Here is a 20,309-nt window from a genome sequence, read left to right on the forward strand (position 1 = left end):
CGAAGCCGAAGCCCGAGTGGCGTCCCGGCCGCCGCTCAGCGCGTCGATCCCGTCGGGCGGGCCAGTGGCTCGGCCCCAGACGGCAGGCGGCCGCCCAGGGTGCCCAGGCGCCACTCGGGCACCCACGGCACGCGGTGGACGCCGATCACCGACTCGAGGTGCCGGATCCGCTGGGCGAGGGAGCGCGGCAGGCGACCCGGCGTGTCCGCCACCAGGACGACGGCATCGAGATCGAGCCGGTACGGGACCTCTCGGCACCGGACCATCTCCACGGCCGGGGCGACGGTCTCCAGACCGGACGCGTGGGTCCGGGCGACGAGCAGCACCGCCTGCGGACCGACCGGCCCGGGCCGGGCGCGGCCGCAGTCGTGACCACCGTGCACCGCGGCGGGCGTGGAGACCCCGGCGCCGCCGTGGAGGCCGACCCAGGACGAGCGCCGGGTCGTCGCCCGGGCTCGGGCGGGCTCCGGCGGGCACGCTTCCGGCCCGCCCACCGGTCCTCGGATCCAGATCTCCGGTCCCTGTCGCATGCCTGTACGCATGCCCGTTCCGCTGCCTCGCCACCCCGGTCCCCACGCCGGTCGTTGGGACGAGCCTGTGACAACGCGGTGACGTGAGAAACCGGGGTCGGCGGACAGACTCGTCGGTAGGTTCACGACCCGAACGAGGGAACGATGGCGCGACTCAGCCGTGAGAAGAAGCGGGAACAGCAGCAGGCCGCACACACGGCGCACCTTGCGACAGCGCCGATCGACGTCCGTATACCCGTTGCCGCGGGAGGCGGCGCGGGCGCGCGGAGTGCGTCCGTCGACGGGGTGCTGGTGGTCGCCGGACCCGGTGAGGAGGTTCAGCACGCCGTGCTGAACCGGCTTCACCGCATCGCCCTCGCCTCGGGGCGTGCCGTCCTGGCCACCATCCACGACGAGCGCATCGGCTACGTCGTCCCCCTCCAGGTTGGCCCGGACGGTGCCAGCCGCTTCACGGGGGAGCCGGCACCGATGAAACCGGAGCCGGAGCCGGAGCCCGCGTCGGGGTCCGAGCCGGCGCCGGCGCCGGTCCATGCGGCGGGCCGGGGCACGGCCCAGGAGGAACCAGCGGCGACGCCGCACACCGCCGCCCCCTCCTCCACCGTCCCGGACCCGGTCGCCGTCCTGCTCCCGCGCCCCGGGCACGACCGGCCCGCCCACGTCCTGCGCCCCGTACCGGACCCGCCCCCGGCACGGGCATCGGCCCCGGACCGGGACCCGGCACCCGAGCCCGTACGGGACTCCGCCCCCACCTTCCGGCTGCGACCGGTGCACGGGGCGGCGGGAGCGACACCCCCGGGAACGGTCGCGCCGCCGACCGGCGAGTTCGGCCCGCCCCCGCCCATGGACGCGCGATCGCACCACGCCCCCGAGGCGGACGGCCTCCCCGGGACCCCGCCGGCCACCCCGAGGCCCCCGTCACGCCCGCTCCCTCCGGTCGACCGGATACCGGGCCCGCTGCCTTCGCCGACCTGCCCGGCGCCGCAAGCCGGCCGTCCCGGGACGCCCGCACGACTTCCTGAAACCGTGTACGGCACCGGAACCCGCAGCGGCACCGGCAGCGGTACCCGTACCGGCACCGGCAGCGATCCCGATCCCCGACCGACCCCGCCCCGCGGCTTCGACGCCGTGGCGGAGGCGATCCTCGGGGACGAGCCGCCGGCCGGACCGGGCGAGACCCGTCTGGCCGAGCCCACGAGCCTGATCAACGACGCGGTCCGGGCGGGCCGGATCGACACCGCGGCGCGACTGGCCGGGGAGACGGTGAGCGAGGCCTCGCGGACGCTGGGGCCGGAGCACCCCGAGGTGCTCCGGCTGCGCGAGCTGACCGCGTACATCGCCTACCTCGGCGACGAGCCGCTGCGCGCTTTCCGGCTCTCCCTCGACCTCGCCGGTATCCACCGCCGGGCGGGCGACGCGGAGGCCGCCTACGGCAACGTCCGCAGCGCGGCCACCGCCTGGCGCGCGGTGCGCGACCCGCTGCGCGGGCTGGAACTGGGGCGCGACCTGATCGAGCGGTGGGCCGAACTCGCCACCGAGGGCGGCCCGGCCGCCGACGAGATCGAGGAACTGGATTCCGCCCGCGCCCGCATGGCCCGCCTGACCGCCCGCGCCCGTGCCGGGCACGGGTGAACGACCCGCGCCCGGCACGGGTGAACGAGCGGGGCTCCCCCGGGCCGTGAAGGCCTCAGTGCACGCGGTACCCGTTGCCTTCCGGGTCCGTCATCACCGTCCAGGAACCGGACGGTTCCTCCACGCGCCGCAGCATCCGCGCCCCAAGCCGCTCCAGCCGTGCCGCCTCCGCCTCGCGGCGCCCCTCACCGGGGTGCAGGTCGAGGCGGAGGCGGTTCTTGGCCGTCTTCGGCTCCGGCACCCGCTGGAACAGCAGCCGCCGTCCCAGCCCGGTGCCGCCCTCCTCCTGGTACGGGTCGTCGGGGTGCCGTGCCGCGGCCGGGTCACGCCGGGCGGCGCGGCCGTGCGGCCCGGTGGTCAGCTCGGCCGGCACGGTACCCAGGCCGAGCAGCTTCTCGACGAGGGCGCTGTGGTCCTCGACCGTGTACCCGAGGGCGGCGGCCCAGAAGCCGGCCTGCGCGTGCGGGGCGGCCGCGTCGATGACGAGCTTCCAGTGCACGGGCGGGAGTCACGGAGGCGACGGGGCCGGCGGAATCGGTGGGGCCGTCGGAGGCGGTTGATGCCGGTGGCTGCGTCATGGAGCCGTTCAAGTGCCCGGGCAGCCCTACGGTCCGACTGTCGGCGCATCCCCCGTCTTCACTGCGGCCACCGCGCCAGCCGCATCCCCCGCCGGCTCCACAGGGCTCGTCGCCGTCGCCATGGCGACGACCGTCGTGGCTGCACCGGCTGCACCGGCCGTGGCGGCCTCCGCTGCCGCCGCCACCCTCGCCCGCTCCCTGGTGAGCGCGCGGGCGGAACGGCGGGCGGTGCGCAGCGCGTCCCAGGTCAGGAGCATGAGTGCCAGCCACACCAGGGCGAAACCGGCCCAGCGCTCGGGCGGCATGGCCTCCTTGAAGTAGAGGATGCCGAGCAGGAACTGGAACACCGGGGCCAGATACTGGAGCAGCCCCATCGTGGACAGCGGCACACGGATCGCGGCGGCGCCGAAGCAGACCATGGGGAGCGCGGTGACGATCCCGGTGGCGGCGAGCAGCGCCGCGTGTCCCGTGCCCTCGGTGCCGAACGTGGAGTCGCCCTGGCTTCCCAGCCACAGCAGATAGCCGAGCGCGGGCAGGAACTGGACGGCCGTCTCGGCGGCCAGCGACTCGACGCCGCCGAGGTTGACCTTCTTCTTCACCAGTCCGTAGACGGCGAAGGAGAAGGCGAGGCAGAGCGAGATCCACGGCGGGCGGCCGTAGCCGATGGTGAGGACGAGCACCGCGGCGAAGCCGACCCCGACCGCTGTCCACTGCACGGGCCGCAGCCGTTCCTTCAGCAGCAGGACGCCGATGGCGATGGTGACCAGCGGGTTGATGAAGTAGCCGAGGGAGGCCTCGACCACGTGCCCGGAGTTCACCGACCATATGTAGACGCCCCAGTTCACGGTGATGACCGCCGCGGCGACCGTGATCAGGGCCAGTCGGCGGGGCTGCCGCAGCAACTCCCCGAGCCAGGCCCAGCGGCGTACGACGAGCAGTGCGGCGCCCACGAAGAACAGCGACCAGACCATCCGGTGGGCCAGGATCTCCACGGCCCCCGCGGGCTTGAGGAGCGGCCAGAAGAGGGGGACGAGTCCCCACATGCCGTATGCCGCGAAGCCGTTCAGCAGTCCCTTGCGCCGCTCGTGGGCCGACTTCTCGGTCACGGGTCCTCCTTCTCACCTGCTGCGTCCGGGGCGTTCGACGCCTGCCGTCCGGGCGGGCGACGCCCGCCCGGCCGCCGGTAACGCCGCACCCCCCAGCCTGTCATTTCCGTATCGGAAAACGGGCATGACAGGCAGGGGGGTGGCCGGGCCGCGGGCCCGTGCTGAGGTCAGCCCTTCAGCGCGGCGGCGACGGCGTCCGCGAGCGGCGTGGTCGGGCGGCCGGCCAGGCGGGTCAGGTCGCCACCGGTGACGACCAGTTCACCCTTCGCGATGGAGGCGTCCACGCCCGCGAAGACGGCGGCCATCGGCTCGGGCAGTCCGGCACCGGCCAGGATGCCGGTGAGCTCCCCGACCGTGACCGGCTTGTAGGCGATCTTCCTGCCGGTCTGCCGGCTCAGCTCGGCCGCGTACTCGGCGAGGCTCCACGCCTCGTCGCCACCCAGCTCGTAGGTCTTGTTCTCGTGGCCCTCGCCGGTCAGCACGGTGACCGCGGCCGCGGCGTAGTCGGCGCGCGCGGCGGAGGAGACGCGGCCCTCACCGGCGGCGGCGACGACCGCGTCGTGCTCCAGCACCGGGGCGAGGTTCTCGGTGTAGACCTCGTGGTACCAGCCGTTGCGCAGCAGGACGTACGGCACGCCGGACTCCAGCAGGGCCTTCTCGGTGCCGCGGTGGTCGTCGGCGAGCGCGGCGGTCAGCGTGCCGGGGGCGCTGGTGTAGGCGAGCAGTGCGACGCCGGCCGCCCTGGCGGCCTCGATGACCACCCGGTGCTGCTGCACCCGGCCCTTGTCGAACTCGTTGCCCGAGATCAGCAGCACCTTGTCGCCCGCCGCGAACACGCCGTCGAACGTCTCGGGGGCGCTGTAGTCGGCGACCGCGAGACGCACGCCGCGCTCCGCCAGATCGGCGGCCTTCTCCGGGTTGCGGACGACGGCGGTGACCTGCTCGGCCGGAACCTTCTCCAGCAGCTGCTCCACGACGTGGCGGCCGAGGTGTCCGGTGGCTCCGGTGACGACGATGCTCATGATCAGAACTCCTTGTGGGGGTGCGGTGCCCTCAACGCTAAAGCCAACGCTAACTTTTCGTAAGTACCCACTTTGAAGTAAGGTACTGGTATGACGGTAAGTGAGGGTGTGGCCGTGCCCACGGAGCCTGCACCGGCGCCTTTTCCCGGACCGCTGTGGAGCGCGCGGGAGGCGATGTGCCCGCAGCGCCTGCTCCTGGAACACGTGACGAGCCGCTGGGGGGTGCTCGTGCTGATCCGGCTCCAGGAGCGGCCCTACCGCTTCAGCGAGCTGCGCCGGGCGATCGGCAGGGTCAGCGAGAAGATGCTCACCCAGACCCTCCAGACGCTGGAGCGCGACGGCCTCGTCCATCGTGACGCCACACCGGTGATCCCGCCGCGCGTCGACTACTCCCTCACCGATCTGGGGCGCGAGGCCGCCGAACAGGTGCGCGCGCTGGCCCTGTGGACCGAGCGGCGCATGGACGACGTACTGGCCGCCCGTCAGACGTACGACGAAGCCCGCCAGGCGTACGACGAAGCCCGCCAGGCGTACGACGAGGCCCGGCGGACGCGCGACGAGGCCCGGACGCTCTGAAGCGTCCGGGCCTCGTGCGGAACTCCGGCTTTCAGCGGGCAGCCGCTCAGCCGACGACCGTCCACGTGTCGTTGCCCGCCAGCAGTGCGCCGAGGTCGCCCTTGCCGTGCTGCTCGACGGAGGTGTCCAGTTGCTCGGCCATCAGCGTGTCGTAGACCGGACGGTCCACGGAGCGGAAGACACCGATCGGAGTGTGGTGCAGGGTGTCCGGATCGGCGAGCCGGGACAGCGCGAACGCGGTGGTCGGGGACGCCGAGCGCGCGTCGTGGACCACGATCTCCGCCTCGTTCTCCGGCGTCACCGCCACCACCTCCAGGTCGCCGGTGACCCGGTCCCGGACGACGCCCTTCGCGCTGTCCGCACCGAAGCGGATCGGGCTGCCGTGCTCCAGCCGGATCACCGCCTCCTCGGCCTGCTGCCGGTCCTTGAGGACCTCGAAGGCACCGTCGTTGAAGATGTTGCAGTTCTGGTAGATCTCGACCAGGGCGGTGCCCGGGTGGGCCGCGGCCTGCCGCAGTACCTCGGTCAGGTGCTTGCGGTCCGAGTCGACCGTACGGGCCACGAAGGACGCCTCCGCGCCGATCGCCAGCGACACCGGGTTGAAGGGCGCGTCCAGCGAACCCACCGGCGTCGACTTGGTGATCTTGCCGATCTCGGACGTCGGCGAGTACTGCCCCTTGGTCAGACCGTAGATCCGGTTGTTGAACAGCAGGATCTTCAGATTGACGTTACGGCGCAGCGCGTGGATCAGATGGTTGCCGCCGATGGACAACGCGTCCCCGTCACCGGTGACGACCCACACGCTCAGGTCGCGCCGGGACGCCGCCAGGCCCGTCGCGATCGCAGGAGCGCGGCCGTGGATGGAATGCATCCCGTAGGTGTTCATGTAGTACGGGAACCGGGACGAGCAGCCGATGCCGGAGACGAAGACGATGTTCTCCTTCGCCAGGCCGAGCTGGGGCATGAAGCCCTGCACGGCGGCCAGGACGGCGTAGTCGCCGCAGCCCGGGCACCAGCGCACCTCCTGGTCGGACTTGAAGTCCTTCATCGACTGCCTGCCCTCGGCCTTGGGCACCAGGGCGAGCGCCTCGCCGAACGGAGAGTCGCCGAGGGGGGTCGGGCCGCCTGTCATCGTCTCAGTCATCGATGGCCTCCTTCAGCACATCGGCAAGCTGCTCCGCCTTGAACGGCATGCCGTTGACCTGGTTGTAGGAGTGGGCGTCGACCAGGTACTTCGCCCGGATCAGGGTCGCGAGCTGGCCGAGGTTCATTTCGGGTACGACCACCTTCTCGTAACGCCGCAGGACCTCCCCCAGATTCCGCGGGAAGGGGTTGACGTGGCGCAGATGGGCCTGCGCGACCGCGCCCCCCGCGCCCCTGATGCGCCGTACGGCCGCGGTGATCGGCCCGTAGGTGGACCCCCAGCCGAGCACCAGGACCCTGGCGTCGCCGTCCGCGTCGTCGACCTCCAGATCGGGGACGTCGACGCCGTCGATCTTCGCCTGCCGGGTACGCACCATGAAGTCGTGGTTGGCCGGGTCGTACGAGATGTTGCCCGTGCCGTCCTGCTTCTCGATGCCGCCGATCCGGTGCTCCAGACCCGGTGTGCCCGGGATCGCCCACGGCCGGGCCAACGTGTGCGGGTCCCGCTGGTACGGCCAGAACACCTCGGTGCCGTCGTCCATCGTGTGGTTGGGGCCCTGCGCGAACCGCACTCGCAGGTCCGGCAGCTCCTCCGCGTCCGGGATGCGCCACGGCTCGCTGCCGTTGGCCAGATAGCCGTCGGAGAGCAGGAACACCGGCGTCCGGTAGGCCAGCGCGATCCGGGCCGCCTCGAGCGCCGCGTCGAAGCAGTCGGCCGGCGTACGCGGCGCGACCACCGGGACCGGTGCCTCGCCGTTGCGCCCGTACATCGCCTGGAGCAGGTCCGCCTGCTCGGTCTTGGTGGGCAGACCCGTGGACGGGCCGCCACGCTGGATGTCCACGATCAGCAGCGGCAGCTCCAGCGACACCGCGAGACCGATCGTCTCGGACTTGAGCGCCACCCCGGGGCCACTGGTGGTCGTCACCGCCAGCGAACCGCCGAAAGCCGCCCCCAGCGCGGCACCGATGCCGGCGATCTCGTCCTCGGCCTGGAAGGTCCGCACGCCGAAGTTCTTGTGCCGGCTCAGCTCGTGCAGGATGTCCGAGGCCGGCGTGATCGGGTACGACCCCAGGAACAGCGGCAGATCCGCCTGCCGGGACGCCGCGATCAGACCGTACGCCAGGGCCAGGTTGCCGGAGATGTTCCGGTAGACGCCCGGCGGAAACGCCGTGGCGGCCGGGGACACCTCGTAGGAGACGGCGAAGTCCTCCGTCGTCTCCCCGAAGTTCCAGCCCGCCCGGTAGGCGGCGAGGTTGGCCGCCGCGATGTCCGGCTTCTTGGCGAACTTCGATTTCAGGAACCTCTCCGTGCCCTCGGTGGGCCGGTGGTACATCCAGCTCAGCAGGCCGAGCGCGAACATGTTCTTGCTGCGCTCGGCCTCCTTGCGGGTGAGGTCGAACTGCTTCAGCGCTTCGACCGTCAGCGTCGTCAGCGGCACCGGATGGAGGCTGTAGCCGTCGAGCGAGCCGTCCTCCAGCGGGTTGCTCGCGTAGCCGACCTTCTGCATCGCACGCTTGGTGAATTCGTCCGTGTTGACGATGATCTCCGCGCCGCGCGGCAGGTCCCCGATGTTCGCCTTCAGCGCGGCCGGGTTCATCGCCACCAGCACGTTCGGCGCGTCACCGGGAGTGAGGATGTCGTGGTCGGCGAAGTGGAGCTGAAAGGAGGAGACACCCGGCAGGGTGCCGGCCGGCGCACGGATTTCGGCGGGGAAGTTCGGCAGGGTCGACAGGTCGTTTCCGAAGGAAGCCGTTTCCGAGGTGAAGCGGTCACCGGTGAGCTGCATACCGTCACCCGAGTCCCCCGCGAACCTGATGATCACCCGATCCAGACGGCGGACGTCCTTCGTACCCGCCGCTTTGCGCTGCTCTCCTGGGACTGTTTCGTCGGCCTGCTCCGCTGGGCTGCTGACCTGACTGGTCACTGAACTGGACCTCCTCGAGGGCGGCTGTCCGGGACTGGCCCTCCCGCGGGCCGTCCCTGGATCAACCCTACGTCCGTAAGGGTCGCCTTCCTCGGGTGATTCGCATCTTGGACACGACTTCGAGATGTCCCGCGGCCACTACGCGAGCACTGCGCGGCCTCTTCGCGAAGCGTCGGTGCGACGTGCGGAGCGCCGACGCCTCGCGCCTCCTGCCCGGGTTCTCCCTGGTCGTCGACCCGCCGACCCCTGCATTCCAGGACGCCGCCCGCACGCCGGCGGTTCAGCCGCCTGCCGCCGACATCAGCCCTCGCCCGCCGACGTCACCCGTAAGTGGATCGATTGGGTCCGGTTCAGGGCTTGAGGTAGGTCAGGACCGCGAGCACCCGGCGGTGACCGCCGTCGCTCGGGGACAGCCCCAGCTTCAGGAAGATGTTGCTGACGTGCTTCTCCACGGCTCCGTCGCTCACCACCAGTTGCCGGGCGATCGCCGAGTTCGTCCGCCCCTCCGCCATCAGCCCCAGGACCTCCCGCTCCCGCGGGGTGAGTCCCGCGAGCACGTCCTGCTTGCGGCTGCGGCCGAGCAACTGCGCGACGACCTCGGGGTCCAGGGCCGTGCCGCCCTCGGCCACGCGCACCACCGCGTCCACGAACTCCCGTACCTCGGCCACCCGGTCCTTGAGCAGGTAGCCGATGCCTCGGCTGGAATGGGCGAGCAACTCCGTGGCATAGCGCTCCTCCACGTACTGCGACAGCACCAGCACCCCGACGCCCGGATGCGTCCTGCGCAGCTGGACGGCGGCCCGCACGCCCTCGTCGGTGTGCGTCGGAGGCATCCGTACGTCGGCCACCACGACGTCCGGCAGCTCCCCCTGGTCGTTCAGCTCGTTGATCGTCTTGATCAGCGCGTCGCCGTCGCCGACCCCGGCCACGACATCGTGCCCCCGGTCGGTCAACAGCCGGGTCAGGCCCTCCCGCAGCAGCACTGAATCCTCGGCGATGACCACACGCACTCTGTCCTCCATGAATCCTCGGCCCCCACGCCCCTCATCCGGGCCCGCCCGTACGGCGGGCCCGGCTGACGGGACCAGCATCCCAGCATCCGGTGGCCGATGCGGAGGGGTGACGCAGCCAACGCGAGAGAAGTCTTCGCGGGCAGGCGGCCGCATCGGTGGCGGGGGCATGTCCTGGTACGGCCCGAGGGCTGTTTCCCGGTGCAGGAGTGTGTGCGGGGACGGGCCCGCACCGCGCCGCTCGTCCCCGCACACCTGTCGGCCGCTTCCGCGTCTTCAGCCGCCGCTCACGCGCTCACGCGCTCGTGCGTCGGCCTGACTGGTCTACTGGACTGCGGGCCTGCTGATCCGGTGGCCGCCGGTCTGCTCACCCGCCGGTGCGCTCACCTGCTCGCCGCGTCTGATCCGCCCGCCAGGGCAGCTCCGCCGTCACCCGGGTCGGGCCGCCGGCCGGGGAGTCGACCACCAGGATTCCGTCCACCGCGTCCAGCCGCTCCGCAAGTCCGGCCAGTCCGGAACCCCCGGACACCTCGGCACCGCCCACACCGTTGTCCTCGACCTGCACCATCAGCCGGTTCTCCGTCCTCCACACCTCCACGGTCGCCCGGGTCGCCCGCGCGTGCTTGCTGATGTTCTGCAGCAGCTCCGAGACGGTGAAGTAGGCGATCCCCTCGATCGCCGGCGCCGGGCGCTCCGTCAGATCCACGTCGACCCCCACCGGGACCGTGCACCGGGAGGCCACCGACGACAGGGCCGCGTCAAGGCCCCGGTCGGTCAGCACGGCCGGGTGGATGCCGCGGGCCAGGTCCCGCAGCTCCTGCAGCGCCGTCTTCACCTCGCCGTGCGCCTCGTCCACCATGTGCGCCGCGGCCTGCGGGTCCTCCCGCAGCTTCTCCTTCGCCAGCCCCAGGTCCATGGCCAGGTTCACCAGCCGGGCCTGCGCCCCGTCGTGCAGGTCGCGCTCGATGCGCCGCAGGTCCGCCGCCGCCGTGTCCACCACGGCGCCCCGGCCCGACTCAAGCTCCACCACTCGCGTCGCCAGCCGGGACGGCCCGAGCAGCCCGTGCACCAACAGCCGGTCCACCATGGTCAGCGCCCGCACGATCCACGGCGTGGCGATGGTGAACAGCAGTCCGACCAGCGCGGTCACCGTGATCTCGAACGGGTTGTCCAGATAGATCTGGTGCTGCCCGTCGCCGTACAGCTGTATCCCGTCCTGACCGGTGTACATCGGGAAGACCCAGAACCACAGGGGGTACGTCAGCAGCGACCAGCCGATCGACCAGAGGGTCACCGTGACGGTGAAGGCGAACACCGCCCACGGCAGGTGGAGCACCGCGTACAGCAGCGACCGCCACGAGGCACCGCTCTTCAGCACCGCCCCCGTCCAGGCCATCACCCCCCGGCGCTTCACCCGCAGCGGCTCCGGCTCGGCCACGTCCAGGTCCAGCAGGCCCCGCGCCCGCATCCGCTCCAGCGCCCCGAACCCGCGGCATCCGGCGAGCCCGGCGGCCAGCACCGGTACGCCGAGGAACGTCACCAGCAGACCGGCACCCAGCGACACCATCGTGACCGCGTAGGTGAAGAGCAGCACGCCGACCGGCAGACTCAGCAGGACGTACACCAGCTCGCGCCAGGTCCGTCCCTCGATCGGTGCCCGCAGCACTGCCGGCACCCGGTGCCGACGCTCACCGGCCCTCCCGGCGCTCCCGGGGTGTCCGGTGGGCGTGCTGCAGAGCCCGTAGCCCTGTCCGTACTCGGTGGCCATCGGCGTCGTCCTTCTCCTCGTCCGGCGGCTGTGCTGTCGTATCCCCAGACTCCTCCGCAGCAGGTCGGCGGACCATGGAGCACGTCGCAGTCTTGGACGGGGGGTTTTCCCTACCTCCGACCGGGGCGGACGGCCGTGCGGGCGCGGGCCGGGTCGCGCGCGGACACGTGGGGCACGCGGGGCACGCGCACACGTGGGGCGCGGTTACGTGGCCGGCCGTAGGGAGTCCCGCGTGGGTGTACGCGTACGCGTGTCCTCGGTGAGGGCGCCGGAGCGGTCCCGCCACGGCAGCTCCGCCGTCACCGTCGTCGGACCTCCCTCCGGCGACTCCACGACGAACAGGCCGTCGACCGCCCCCATCCGATCCGCGAGACCCCGCATCCCCGTGCCGCCGTCCAGGCTCGCGCCGCCGCGGCCGTCGTCCTCCACCTGGATGAGCAGACGGCCGGCCGAACGCCACACCTCGACCGAGGCCGTACGCGCGGCGCTGTGCTTGCTGACGTTCTGCAGCAGCTCCGAGACGGTGAAGTAGGCGATGCCCTCGATGGCCGCGGCCGGCCGTTCGGTGAGATCGACCGCCACCCTCACCGGCACCGTGCAGCGCGAGGCGACCGACGACAGGGCCGCGTCGAGACCGCGGTCGGTCAGGACCGCGGGGTGGATGCCGCGGGCCAGGTCCCGCAGCTCCTGCAACGCCAGTTTCACCTCACCGTGCGCCTCCTCGACCATCGACGCCGCCGCGTCGGGATCCTCCAGCAGCTTCTCCTTGGCCAGGCCCAGCCCCATGGCCAGGTTCACCAGCCGGGCCTGTGCCCCGTCGTGCAGGTCGCGCTCGATCCGCCGCAGGTCCGCCGCGGCCGTGTCGACCACGACCCCCCGGTCGGACTCCAACTCGGCTATACGCCGCTCCAGTTCGTCGGACGGCGACAGCAGGGCACGCACCATCGCCCGGTCCGCGTTGGCCAGCCCGCGCGCGATGAACGGCAGTACCGGCCACAGCACGAACAACGAGGCCAGAGTGACGGTGAAGGTGACGATGCCCCACGGCAGACGTATCACCTCGTACAGCGCCGTACGCCAGCCCACCGGGTCCTTCAGCGCCATCCACAGCCGCGGCAGGGCCCCTCCGGCACCGTGCAGCGGCAGCCGGCTCGGCTCCTCCACCCGCACCCCGAGCAGCGCCCTGGCCCGCGCCCGCTCGCCCCTGCCCAGCAGCCGCGTCCCCATCAGACCGGCGGCGAGCAGCGGGAACCCGACCACGGTGACGGTCAGCCCGAGGCCCAGGAGGAGCACGGTCACGACGTATGTGAAGCCCACCAACGACACCGGAAGGTTCGCCAGGAGGTGGGCGATCTCCTTCCAGGTGTGCCGGTCGTAGGCGAAGCGCGCCGGTGGCGGGCGGTCGTCGGGAGAAGGGGAGGGATCGGTCATGTGTCATAGCGTGCCCGGCCACGAGGGTCCGCGCCATGAGGTGGACCCCTGATATCCACGGGGGAAATCCCCACCCCGCCTACCAGGGGGTGACGGGCTGCTTACGGGGCACTTATCAGGGCCTAGACTCCCGTGCATACAGATCGTCGAACAGCGAGGGGCGGACGTGCGGCAACAGACCGGCGTCGATCCGACCGGCTTCGACCCGACCTCCATCGGTACGACCGGCTTCGATCCGGCCGGCTTCGACACGACCGGCTTCGATCCGGCCGGCGGCGATCCGGCTGCCGTGATCGCTTCGAACCAGGTCGCGGCGGCCGACTACTTCCAGGCGTACTCGGTCGTCGGACTGCTCGCCGTCCTCGGCGTGCTGTTCGTCGCCTTCGCCTTCGGCGCGGGACGCCTGCTGCGGCCGGTGGTCCCCACGCCCGAGAAACTCATGACGTACGAGTGCGGAGTCGACCCCGTCGGCGAGGGCTGGGCCCACACGCAGGTCCGCTACTACGTCTACGCCTTCCTCTACGTGATCTTCGCTGTCGACTCGATCTTCCTCTTTCCCTGGGCGACCGTCTTCGCCGCCGACGGCTACGGCGCGACCACGCTCGTGGAGATGTTCATCTTCCTCGGCTTCCTCGCCGTCGGGCTGTTGTACGCATACAAGAAGGGCGTCCTGACATGGACGTGACCCCCGCGAACCCACCGGGCGCCACCGCCCCGTCGGGCGCGCACTCGGGCTCGGACCAGGTTTCCGGACCGGTGCTGCTTCCCGAGCCCGCCGTGCTCCCCGCCGAGGACAGCGGAAGGCTCGGCGCGCTCGCCCGACTCGCCCCCCAGCCGATGAAGGTGATCCTCAACTGGGGCCGCCGCTACTCGCTCTGGGTCTTCAACTTCGGCCTCGCCTGCTGCGCGATCGAGTTCATCGCCGCGTCGATGGCCCGCCACGACTTCATCCGCCTCGGCGTCATTCCCTTCGCACCGGGGCCGCGTCAGGCCGACCTGATGGTGGTCTCCGGCACGGTCACGGACAAGATGGCGCCCGCGGTGAAGCGCCTGTACGAGCAGATGCCCGAGCCGAAGTACGTCATCTCGTTCGGCGCGTGCAGCAACTGCGGCGGCCCGTACTGGGACTCCTACTCCGTCACCAAGGGCGTCGACCAGATCATCCCGGTCGACGTCTACGTCCCCGGCTGCCCGCCGCGGCCCGAGGCGCTGCTCCAGGGAATCCTGAAACTCCAGGAGAAGATCGCGCGGGAGTCGCTGGGGGAGCGGTACGGGTCCGGTGGGCGGGGTGCCTCCGCGGCTGCCCTGCAGAGCGGGTTGGTGAAGCCGCCGGCGCCGGGCGAGCCCGGTGCGGTGGAGCCCGGTGCGGTGCGGTCCGGCCAGGGGGAGGACCGATGACCGCGGCCGGCTGGCTCCCCACCGACGCCGAAGAACTGTTCGGTACGGAGGCCGCGGCCGAGGAGTCGTACGACGTCCTCACCGTCGACGTTCCGCCCGCCTCCTGGCTCCCGGCCCTGGAAACCGCGCGTGACCGGCTCGGCTGCACGTATTTCGACTGGCTGAGCGCGGTCGACGAGCCAGGCACGGGCTTCCGCGTCGCCGCCCACGTCGTGGCTCTCTCCCCGGTACGGCGCCTGCTGCTGCGTACGACCGTCCCGCACGAGGCACCGGTGCTGCCTTCCGCCGTGGAGGTCTACGCGGGGGCCGCATGGCACGAGCGCGAGACGTACGAGATGTTCGGCGTCGACTTCACCGGTCACCCCGCACTCGACCACCTGCTCCTGCCGGACACCTTCGAGGGCCACCCCCTGCGCAAGGACTTCGTCCTCGCCGCCCGCGTCGCCAAGGCCTGGCCCGGCGCCAAGGAACCCGGCGAGTCCGAGCACGGCGGGCCCAAACGCCGCCAGATGCTTCCCCCAGGGGTCCCCGACCCCAACGAGTGGGGTCCCCTGAAAGGCCGGCTTCCCCAGGCCCCGTCCCGTCCGGCCCGCGGCGGGGGCAGGGCGGCCACCGGCGCCGGAGGCGAAGCCGCCGCAGGACGGGCACCCGGCGACCGCCCGGTACGCCGAACCCGTACGGCGGCGGAGGGCTCCGCGAGCCAGGCCGTCCCCGCGGGAGCCGAGAGCGAGGGCCGTCCCGCACGGCCGCCGCGCCGGAACCGCACGGCGGCGGAGGGCTCCGCGAGCCAGCAGACCGCGCCCGCCACGGAGTCACCGACTGCCGCGTCACCGGGCGGGTCACCTGCTGCCGACACCGCGGCGCAGCCCGGGACGCCTCCGTCGGCCGCACCCCGGACGCGCCGTGCCCGGAGCGCGAGTGAGGGTTCGGCTTCCCAGCGCGGGCCGTCGACGGCAGCCGCGTCCGGGAAAGCCACGGAAGCCGCAGAGGGCGCGGTCGCCCCTGATGCCCGCCCCGGCACCGACGCAACCGAAGCACCGGCAACCGAAGCACCGGCGGCGGTACGCCGCACGCGAAGCGCCTCCGAAGGCTCCGCGAGCCAACGCCCTCGGACGGCAACGCCGAAGCCCGCCGGAACGGGGCCCGCCGATGCACGAGGCCCCGGCCGGTCACGCAGCGCGCCGGACGGGGCAGGGACGCCGGACATCACCGGGGCGTCGGAAGAGACGGAGGAGGCGCCGGACCGGACAGCAGTATCGGGCACCGAGTCCTCCGCCCCACCGCGCAGCCCGGACGCCCCCTGGCACCACGCCCGCCCGGCCTACAGCGAACCCGAATCCGAATCCGAAACACGGGTGGAACCCGCGTCCGAAGCGCAGACTGAGCGCGAGTCCGCCCGCAAGGCCGATCCCGACCCGGAGCCCGACCCGGAGTCGGAGCCGGAGCCGGAGTCGGGCCCCTCCGGCCCTTCGGCCCCCGACACCCCCTCAGGAGGTCCGCGGTGAACGACGTACTCGACGTCGCCCTGCGACTCCTGATCGTCTTCGTCGTCTTCCTCACCTTCCCGCTGATCGTCGGTCAGACCGAGCACAAAGTGATGGCGCACATGCAGGGCCGCCTGGGCCCGATGTACGCGGGCGGTTTCCACGGCTGGGCCCAGCTCGTCGCCGACGGCGTGAAGTTCGCGCAGAAGGAGGACGTGGTCCCGGCCGGTGCCGACCGCCGTGTCTTCCAACTCGCCCCTGCTGTCGCCCTCCTGCCGTACCTCCTCGTGTTGCTCGCGATCCCGGTCGGGCCGGGCGAGGGCGCCGTCGGGCAGGTGCTGGACGCGGGCGTGTTCTTCGTGCTCGCGGTGATGGGCGTCGGCGTCCTCGGCTCGCTCATGGCCGGGTGGGCCTCCGCCAACAAGTTCTCCCTCCTCGGCGGCCTGCGCACCGCAGCTCAGCTCCTCGCCTATGAACTGCCGATGCTGCTCACCGCCGCCTCGGTGGCGATGGCGGCCGGCACCGTTTCGCTCGTCGGCATCCTCGGCGCCTTCGAGTGGTGGTGGCTGCCCTGGCAGATCGTCGGCGCGATCGTCTTCTTCGTCGCCGGACTGGCCGAACTCCAGCGGCCGCCCTTCGACATGCCCGTCGCCGACTCGGAGATCATCTTCGGCGCCTACACCGAGTACACCGGTCTGCGGTTCGCCCTCTTCCTCCTCGCCGAGTACGCCGGGATCGTCGTCCTGTGCGGCCTGACCACCGTTCTCTTCCTGGGCGGCTGGCACGGTCCGTGGGGCGCCGACGGCCTCGGCTGGATCTGGACCCTGCTGAAGACCGCGGTCCTCGCCTTCGTCGTGATCTGGCTCCGCGTCAGTTATCCCCGCCTGCGTGAGGACCAGTTGCAGAAGCTGTCCTGGACCCTTCTCGTTCCCCTCGCCCTCGCCCAGATCGCCCTCACCGGCGTCGTCAAGGTGGTGATCTCCTAGCCATGGCTCCTCTTCCCGGCTTCCCCGGCTCCGGTCTGGCCAAGGGCCTGGCCGTCACCCTGCGGACGATGACGAAGAAATCCGTCACCGCCCAGTACCCGGACACCCAGCCCGACCTCCCGCCCCGCACCCGCGGGGTGATCGGCCTGTTCGAGGAGAACTGCACGGTCTGCATGCTGTGCGCCCGCGAGTGCCCCGACTGGTGCATCTACATCGACTCCCACAAGGAGACCGTTCCGGCGGCGACGCCCGGCGGCCGTGAGCGCAGCCGCAACGTCCTCGACCGGTTCGCCATCGACTTCTCCCTGTGCATGTACTGCGGTATCTGCATCGAGGTGTGTCCTTTCGACGCCCTGTTCTGGTCCCCCGAGTTCGAGTACGCCGAGACCGACATCCGCGAACTCACCCACGAACGCGACAAGCTCCGCGAGTGGATGTGGACGGTTCCGGCCCCGCCGGCCCTCGACTCCGCCGCCGAGGAACCGAAGGAAATCGCCGCCGCCCGCAAGTCAGCCGACAAACTGGCCGCCGACCGGGCCGCCCCCCGACCCGGCCCGCCGTCGGCCGCGCAGGCCGACCCGCAGCCCGACCCGCGGGGGGAGGAGTCGTGACCCTCGTCGCAGCCGCCGGCACGGTCGCGCACGCCACGACCGCCACCGTCGACGCCGCCACCGGGACACAGGGCTTCCTCTCCCCGACCGGAGTGGAGATCGCCTTCCTCCTCGTCGGCCTGGTCACCTTCGGCGCAGCCGTCGTCACCGTCACCACCAGGCAGCTGGTGCACGCCGCCCTGTGGCTGGTGGTGGCCCTCGGCGGACTCGCCGTCGAATACCTCCTGCTCACCGCCGAGTTCATCGCCTGGGTGCAGGTCCTCATCTACGTGGGTTCGGTCGTCGTCCTCCTCCTGTTCGGTCTGATGCTCACCAGAGCGCCCGTCGGCCGCTCCCCGGACGCCGACTCCGGCAACCGCCGGGTCGCCCTCGGCGTGGCCGTCGCCGCGGGCGTCGCCCTGGTCTGGGTCGTCGTCGACGCCTTCCGTACGACCTGGATCGACCTGGACGGCGCGCCCGCCGGCTCCACCGACGTGACCGGCGCCAGTCTCTTCCAGCACTGGGTCCTGCCCTTCGAGGCCCTCTCCGTCCTCCTCCTCGCCGCCCTCGTCGGCGCGATCGTCCTCTCCCGCAGAGCGAAGACGGCCGCCGCGGCACGGGAAACCCAGGCGCGGGAGACGGCCGCCGGAGTCACCGACGGGCCGGCCTCCCGCCCCCGCCGTGATGCGGAAGGGAACCGCTGATGCACCTCGCCTATCCCGTCGTGCTGTCCGCGCTCCTCTTCTGCACCGGCCTGTACGGGGTCCTCGCCCGCCGCAACGCGATCCTGGTGCTGATGTCGGTCGAACTGATGCTCAACGCCGTCAACCTGAACCTGGTCGCCTTCGACGTCTGGCTCAGCAAGACCGCCGAGGAGACCCTGCACTCCGGTCAGGCCCTCGCCCTGTTCACCATCGCCATCGCCGCCGCCGAGATCGGCATCGGCCTGGCGATCGTCCTCGCCGTCCACCGCAACCGCGGCACCGCGGACATCGACAAGCTCCGCGACACCGCCGAGGGCCACGGCCCCGACGCCCCCGACGGTACGGGCAGCCCCGGCGGGCCGGTCGGCCCCGACTCCGACAGCGACGCCCCCACGACCCGGGCGGCCGTCACGAAGGCCGAGGCCACCGCGTGACCACGACCACCCTCGCCGTCCTCGTCCCCCTCCTTCCGTTCCTCGGCGCGATCGCCGGACTGCTCCTGGGCCGCGCGGCCCCCGGTTTCGTCCGTCCGCTCGCCGTCCTCCCCATGCTCACCGCCCTCGCCCTGGCCGCCGTGGTCGCCGCGCGCCAGGGCGGCGGCCGGGCCCTCGACGCCGCAACCGAGCTCACCCCCACCGGCTCCGTCCCCGTCGAACTCGCCCTGCACATCGACGGCTTCGCCGCCCTCACCGCCGTGGTGGTCGGCGCCGTCGCCACCTGTGTGCAGATCTACTCGACGGGCTACCTCCGCGACGACCCGCGCTACCCCTCCTACGCGGCCCTCGTCTCCCTGTTCACCTCCGCGATGTTCCTCGTCGTCTACTCCGGCGACCTGATGGTGCTGCTGGTCGGCTGGGAGGTCATGGGCATCTGCTCCTACTTCCTCGTCGGCCACTACTGGGAGACCCCCGAGGCCCGCGCCGCCTCCCTCAAGGCCTTCCTGGTCACCAAGCTCGGGGACGTCCCCTTCCTCATCGGCCTGTTCGCCCTCGCCGGCGAGACGGGCTCCTTCCGGATCACGCATGTCCTCGACACCGTCGCGAACGGCGGCATCGAGCACCCCACCCCGGTCGCCCTGCTCCTTCTGGCGGGCGTGGCGGGCAAGTCGGCGCAGTTCCCGCTGCACACCTGGCTCCCCGACGCGATGGCGGGCCCGACCCCCGTCTCCGCGCTGATCCACGCCGCGACGATGGTCGCCGCCGGTGTCTACTTCGTCGCCCGTCTCCTCCCGCTCTTCCAGGTCTCACAGGCCGCGATGACCGTCCTCGCCGTCATGGCCGCCGTCACCATGGCCGGCTCGGCGCTCGCCGCTCTCGCCCAGGACGACATCAAACGCGTCCTCGCCTACTCGACGATCGGCCAGCTCGGCTACATGACCGGAGCCCTCGCCGTCGGCGAGCGCGGAGCCGCCGTCTTCCACCTCCTGTCCCACGGCGCCTTCAAGGCGCTCCTGTTCCTCGCCGCCGGCGTGCTCATCCACGCGGCCGGCACCAACTCGCTGGCCGCCATGTCCCGCATGAGCCACCTGCGCGACCGCGTACCCGACGCCTACTGGACGATGACCGTGGCGCTCCTCGCGCTCGCCGCGATCCCGCCGTTCAGCGGCTTCTTCTCCAAGGAGGCCGTTCTCGGAGCCGCCGAACACGTCGTCACCGGCCACACCGGGCAGGCCCCCGCCGCCGCGGGCTGGATCGTCCTCCTCTCCGGCCTGGCCACCGCCCTGCTCACCGCCGCCTACGCGGCACGCCTGTGGCTGCTGGTCTTCCGCGGACACGGCACCGGGGCCCCCGACCACGGCAGGCAGCCCCTCACCATGACCGCCGTGCTGTGGGTGCTCGCGATCCCCTCCCTCACCCTGGGCGCCCTCGCCTTCCGCGTGCTGCCCGACTGGTTCGACGGCCACGACCTCGCCCCGACCCTCACCACCTCGATGCTCGGCACCGGTGCGGCCCTGACCGGCGGCATCATCACCTACGCCGCCTGGCGGCACACCACCGCCCACGCCGCCCACCCCCCACCCGGCGCCGTGGCCGCCCACCCGGAGGCCGGCGCCGGACAGGTCGAGGCCGAGGCCATCGCCACCCACGAACCCGCCTACGGAGACATCGCGTACGCGTCCGACCCGGCCGACCCCGGCCGCCTGCTGCTCGGCCCGTTGCACCGCCACGCGGCCGCCGGCTTCCACCTCGACGCCGTGTACACGACCCTCTTCGTGCGGCCCGTCCAGGCGGCGGCCGGTCTCGTCCGGTTCCTCGACCGCGAGGTCGTCGACACCTACGTACGCGGCGCGGAAACACTGCCCCGGTGGCTCGGTACCGCCGTACGACGTGCCCAGACCGGCAATCTGCAGACCTATGTGAGCGCGCTGCTCGCCGGCACCGTCATTCTCGCGGTCGCCGTCGTCCTCGCCGCCACGGGAGCGTGACCAG

Annotated in this window: 19 protein-coding genes; 10 read left to right on the forward strand and 9 right to left on the reverse strand. The window is 72.1% G+C overall.

Translation table 11 applies throughout. From position 1 onward, the window contains the following. Positions 1 to 35: 35 nt before the first annotated feature. Positions 36 to 530: a DUF6668 family protein gene (locus tag ORI94_RS23255; RefSeq protein ID WP_266078809.1), complete on the reverse strand. Its 495-nt coding sequence runs from the start codon at positions 528 to 530 to the stop codon at positions 36 to 38. Positions 531 to 674: 144 nt separating this feature from the next. Here ORI94_RS23255 and ORI94_RS23260 point away from each other — a divergent pair, with 144 nt between their 5' ends. Beyond that, positions 675 to 2,159, forward strand: a complete 1,485-nt coding sequence (locus tag ORI94_RS23260; RefSeq protein ID WP_266078811.1) for a tetratricopeptide repeat protein — start codon at positions 675 to 677, stop codon at positions 2,157 to 2,159. Between the two features lie 55 nt (positions 2,160 to 2,214). Here the strand turns inward: ORI94_RS23260 and ORI94_RS23265 are convergent, their stop codons facing one another. The 3 genes from ORI94_RS23265 to ORI94_RS23275 form a co-directional block, all read right to left on the reverse strand. Beyond that, positions 2,215 to 2,658 (reverse strand): VOC family protein, encoded by a 444-nt coding sequence (locus ORI94_RS23265; RefSeq protein ID WP_266078813.1) that lies wholly within the window; start codon positions 2,656 to 2,658, stop codon positions 2,215 to 2,217. 105 nt (positions 2,659 to 2,763) lie between these two features. After that, on the reverse strand, positions 2,764 to 3,843 hold the full coding sequence (gene rarD, locus ORI94_RS23270; protein WP_266078815.1) for an EamA family transporter RarD: 1,080 nt from the start codon (positions 3,841 to 3,843) through the stop codon (positions 2,764 to 2,766). Between the two features lie 167 nt (positions 3,844 to 4,010). Beyond that, positions 4,011 to 4,865, reverse strand: a complete 855-nt coding sequence (locus ORI94_RS23275) for an SDR family oxidoreductase (RefSeq protein ID WP_266078817.1) — start codon at positions 4,863 to 4,865, stop codon at positions 4,011 to 4,013. A 174-nt stretch (positions 4,866 to 5,039) separates the two neighbouring features. Between ORI94_RS23275 and ORI94_RS23280 the strand changes: the two genes are divergently transcribed. After that, complete coding sequence (locus ORI94_RS23280; protein WP_266079113.1) at positions 5,040 to 5,441, forward strand: winged helix-turn-helix transcriptional regulator; 402 nt, start codon at positions 5,040 to 5,042, stop codon at positions 5,439 to 5,441. A gap of 46 nt (positions 5,442 to 5,487) precedes the next feature. Here ORI94_RS23280 and ORI94_RS23285 read toward each other — a convergent pair whose 3' ends face one another. The 5 genes from ORI94_RS23285 to ORI94_RS23305 all read right to left on the reverse strand — a co-directional run bounded on the left by ORI94_RS23285 (position 5,488) and on the right by ORI94_RS23305 (position 12,718). Then, positions 5,488 to 6,585, reverse strand: coding sequence for a 2-oxoacid:ferredoxin oxidoreductase subunit beta (locus ORI94_RS23285; RefSeq protein ID WP_416237872.1), 1,098 nt, complete (start codon positions 6,583 to 6,585; stop codon positions 5,488 to 5,490). After that, complete coding sequence (locus ORI94_RS23290) at positions 6,578 to 8,509, reverse strand: 2-oxoacid:acceptor oxidoreductase subunit alpha (protein ID WP_266078819.1); 1,932 nt, start codon at positions 8,507 to 8,509, stop codon at positions 6,578 to 6,580. The genes ORI94_RS23285 and ORI94_RS23290 overlap by 8 nt, the downstream gene beginning before the upstream one ends. 350 nt (positions 8,510 to 8,859) lie before the next feature. Next, on the reverse strand, positions 8,860 to 9,531 hold the full coding sequence (locus ORI94_RS23295; RefSeq protein WP_266078821.1) for a response regulator transcription factor: 672 nt from the start codon (positions 9,529 to 9,531) through the stop codon (positions 8,860 to 8,862). 355 nt (positions 9,532 to 9,886) lie between these two features. Then, complete coding sequence (locus ORI94_RS23300) at positions 9,887 to 11,287, reverse strand: sensor histidine kinase (protein WP_266078824.1); 1,401 nt, start codon at positions 11,285 to 11,287, stop codon at positions 9,887 to 9,889. A 204-nt stretch (positions 11,288 to 11,491) separates the two neighbouring features. Next, positions 11,492 to 12,718 (reverse strand): sensor histidine kinase, encoded by a 1,227-nt coding sequence (locus tag ORI94_RS23305; RefSeq protein ID WP_266078826.1) that lies wholly within the window; start codon positions 12,716 to 12,718, stop codon positions 11,492 to 11,494. Positions 12,719 to 13,010: 292 nt separating this feature from the next. On the opposite strand from ORI94_RS23305, the gene ORI94_RS23310 reads away from it, so the two are divergent. The 8 genes from ORI94_RS23310 to ORI94_RS23345 are packed head-to-tail and all read left to right on the forward strand — an operon-like array spanning position 13,011 to position 20,305. Beyond that, positions 13,011 to 13,403 carry an NADH-quinone oxidoreductase subunit A gene (locus ORI94_RS23310; RefSeq protein ID WP_266079117.1) on the forward strand — a complete coding sequence of 131 codons (393 nt, stop codon included), beginning with the start codon at positions 13,011 to 13,013 and terminating at the stop codon, positions 13,401 to 13,403. Continuing rightward, positions 13,394 to 14,116 carry an NADH-quinone oxidoreductase subunit B family protein gene (locus ORI94_RS23315; RefSeq protein WP_323056082.1) on the forward strand — a complete coding sequence of 241 codons (723 nt, stop codon included), beginning with the start codon at positions 13,394 to 13,396 and terminating at the stop codon, positions 14,114 to 14,116. The genes ORI94_RS23310 and ORI94_RS23315 overlap by 10 nt, the downstream gene beginning before the upstream one ends. Further along, the gene (locus tag ORI94_RS23320; protein ID WP_266078829.1) at positions 14,113 to 15,621 is read left to right on the forward strand and encodes an NADH-quinone oxidoreductase subunit C; all 1,509 of its coding nucleotides are present in this window, start codon (positions 14,113 to 14,115) and stop codon (positions 15,619 to 15,621) included. The genes ORI94_RS23315 and ORI94_RS23320 overlap by 4 nt, the downstream gene beginning before the upstream one ends. Beyond that, entirely contained in the window at positions 15,618 to 16,586 is a 969-nt protein-coding gene (locus ORI94_RS23325; RefSeq protein WP_266078832.1) for a complex I subunit 1/NuoH family protein, read from the forward strand. Before ORI94_RS23320 ends, ORI94_RS23325 begins: the two co-directional genes overlap by 4 nt. Positions 16,587 to 16,588: 2 nt before the next feature. Next, complete coding sequence (locus ORI94_RS23330; protein WP_266078834.1) at positions 16,589 to 17,197, forward strand: NuoI/complex I 23 kDa subunit family protein; 609 nt, start codon at positions 16,589 to 16,591, stop codon at positions 17,195 to 17,197. Continuing rightward, entirely contained in the window at positions 17,194 to 17,880 is a 687-nt protein-coding gene (locus ORI94_RS23335; RefSeq protein ID WP_266078836.1) for an NADH-quinone oxidoreductase subunit J, read from the forward strand. The genes ORI94_RS23330 and ORI94_RS23335 overlap by 4 nt, the downstream gene beginning before the upstream one ends. Further along, positions 17,880 to 18,314: an NADH-quinone oxidoreductase subunit NuoK gene (nuoK, locus tag ORI94_RS23340; protein ID WP_266078837.1), complete on the forward strand. Its 435-nt coding sequence runs from the start codon at positions 17,880 to 17,882 to the stop codon at positions 18,312 to 18,314. The genes ORI94_RS23335 and nuoK overlap by 1 nt, the downstream gene beginning before the upstream one ends. Beyond that, a complete protein-coding gene (locus ORI94_RS23345; protein ID WP_266078839.1) occupies positions 18,311 to 20,305 on the forward strand; it encodes an NADH-quinone oxidoreductase subunit L in 1,995 nt (664 codons plus the stop codon). The genes nuoK and ORI94_RS23345 overlap by 4 nt, the downstream gene beginning before the upstream one ends. The last annotated feature ends 4 nt before the right edge of the window (positions 20,306 to 20,309 follow it).

It is taken from the genome of Streptomyces sp. NEAU-W12, from assembly GCF_026242095.1.
Lineage (GTDB): Bacteria > Actinomycetota > Actinomycetes > Streptomycetales > Streptomycetaceae > Streptomyces.